Annotated in this window: 3 protein-coding genes; 1 reads left to right on the top strand and 2 read right to left on the bottom strand. The window is 40.2% G+C overall.

What is annotated here, in order from left to right; genetic code table 11:
- Positions 1 to 94: 94 nt before the first annotated feature.
- A complete protein-coding gene (gene tnpC, locus LDX58_RS25525) occupies positions 95 to 1690 on the bottom strand; it encodes an IS66 family transposase (RefSeq protein WP_227940470.1) in 1596 nt (531 codons plus the stop codon).
- Between the two features lie 90 nt (positions 1691 to 1780).
- Positions 1781 to 2134: an IS66 family insertion sequence element accessory protein TnpB gene (gene tnpB, locus LDX58_RS25520; RefSeq protein ID WP_227940469.1), complete on the bottom strand. Its 354-nt coding sequence runs from the start codon at positions 2132 to 2134 to the stop codon at positions 1781 to 1783.
- A gap of 45 nt (positions 2135 to 2179) precedes the next feature.
- Between tnpB and LDX58_RS26540 the strand changes: the two genes are divergently transcribed.
- On the top strand, positions 2180 to 2409 hold a 230-nt coding region (locus LDX58_RS26540; RefSeq protein WP_308017622.1), incomplete at its 3' end, for a hypothetical protein.

The following is a 2409-nucleotide window of genomic DNA, read 5'->3' as shown; positions in this document are numbered from 1 at the left end:
GTAAGCCCGAATTATAAAAAATAAGCGCACCTTACCGGTACGCATGACAAATAGCCGTATATCACGACTTTTTTAATCGAATATACGGCTTATTTTATTTTCTGTTACATGTTTCTTGGATCTTTTTTGACCAAGGCATGTAATGATTTAATATTTCAGGGTTTTGATGGATGGCGATATTGGGTAGGTCCGTCAAAAGTTTTTTTATGTATTCATAGAAATCCACGCCGTTACTTTTGGCGGTTTCCGCGATACTCAAACAGATGGCGTTTGCTTTTGCACCCGCTTCGCTGACCGAAAAAAGCCAGTTTTTTCTACCAATGACATTGGGACGGATGGCGTTTTCAGCTGGATTATTATCAATCTCAATACGACCATCGTTCAAGAATGCTTTAAGTCCATTCGCTCGGTTCAATGTGTATTCAGCTGCTTTTGCGAGGGCGTTTTTCCCGAAGAATGGTGATGTTTCGACCCAGTTAAGGAATTCTTCCACGATTGGCTTCGAGTATTTTCTGCGCTTTTTTCTGCGTTTGCTCGGAGACAAATGTTTAAATTCCCTTTCTAGTCGATATAACTCATCACAATATTTCACACCGACTTGGCCATTTTTACTGTCAGCTTTCAACCAGTAACGACGAACATGCGCCCAACAATTCGCGAAGGTAATGCCACCAATTTTATTATATGCAGAGTAACCATCACAAATAATCGTTCCAGTATAACCTTCCGTGAAACTTTCAAGGACGGATCGGGCTCGTGATAAGGAGCTTTGAAACAGAATCATCGTCGGTCCTTGGCTTGGCACACTTCGATATACCCAGTTGTAGGCGTTGGATTGACCAGATTTCCCATCGGAACGATGGATAATTTGGGCATACGTTTCGTCGACATGTAAAACCGATTTAGACATCATCAATTCTTTCATTCGTTCGTAAATCGGCAAAAGCCAATCGTGTGCTGTACGAATGACCCAATTAGAAAGGTTTTTATCATTCGTATTCAATCCATAACGTGCCCATTCATTTACCTGGCGATAAAGTGGTAAGTATTGCGCAAATTTATCATAGATAACTTTTGCAAGTACACTAGGGCTTGCGATGCTACGTTGAATAGCTGGTTGTGGCGCTTTCCCACGTTTAATTCGCGCCGGCTGAGATGAATCGCTTTTACAGTTTTTACATTCATAAGCATGTTCAATGTGCTGCACCTTCATCATTTTTGCAGGAATAAATATTGCCTCTTCACGGGCAATGATGTTACCGATTTCGATCATTTGACTTCGACAACAGTTACAGACGGTGTTTTCTGGGTGATGGTGAATTTCCTCTACCTCCACATCATCACGCAATGAATCATTTCTTTTTTTCTTTTGAATTTTTCGTACAACAGTATAAGAAACGGTCTGTTGGCTTTGTTCTTCTGTGTGCTCAGAATCAGTAAAAGACCGATCATCCTCAAACAATGACATTTGCCCATCGGGCATATTATATTTCGATTTTTCTGTTTTAGAGCCATATAAGAGCTTTGTTAAGTGTTGAAGTTGTTGCGATAGCGCTTCGTTCTGTTTCAACGATTGATCCAATTTTTTTGATAGCTCTTGGTTTTGTTGATTCGTATGAGCCAATTGTTCTTCGAGCAGTCGAATTAATTTATCGTTTTGATTTTCATTTGTAGAAGAAACGATCGCCACATCATTCACCACTTTTCGTTCGGTTTTGTTCCTCTTATTATAACTAGTTCGAACAGTGGAAGGAAGATAAAATTAACGGTTTTAATGAATTTAGAACACACCTTTTGATGATGGTGGAATCGCCTTTGGCTGCTGAATGGATAAACCTTCAAGAAGCCAGCGAAGCTCCTGTTGGGAGAGATTGCGTACTTCATTTTCATCTTTTGGCCATTGAAGTTTTCCATTATCTAACCGTTTATAGAGCATGGCAAAGCCATCACCGTCGAAATATAAACATTTATAGCGATCTTTACTCCATCCAGAAAATAAGAAAATCGAATCACTATACGGATCTAGTTCAAGAGAATCTTGAATCAGTGTGGCCAATCCGTCAATGCCCTTTCGCATATCGGTCTTCCCACAAATGATGTAGATATTTTTCACGCTAGTATAATCATGTTTCATAGATGTTTCAACTCCCTCATAACGGTTTGGATGGTGCGCTCATCTATGCCTTTGAAGAAGGATATTTCAGCGTTTGCCGTTTTGAGCATGCAAATGCTATTTGAAAGAGTTGTTGGAGAGATTGATGTATCGAGCTCGTTGTTTTCGGCGTGCAGTGTAACGGGGACGATCGCTAATTTTTGTTGGGGCATAAGAAAAGCACCTCCTTTATTTAATACATGTATCGTACCAGGAGGCGCTGCGTATTTATATGCGTTGTTTGAATGGGGGCTTAC

This window comes from Alkalihalobacillus deserti, assembly GCF_020734105.1.
Classification (GTDB): Bacteria; Bacillota; Bacilli; order Bacillales; family Bacillaceae_D; genus Halalkalibacter; species Halalkalibacter deserti.
This window is presented reverse-complemented; position numbering and strand designations above follow the sequence as displayed.

Bases quoted from the DNA above. Each gene is read 5' to 3' on its own strand.
- tnpB (WP_227940469.1), bottom strand. From the start codon at position 2,134: ATGAAACATGATTATACTAGCGTGAAAAATATCTACATCATTTGTGGG.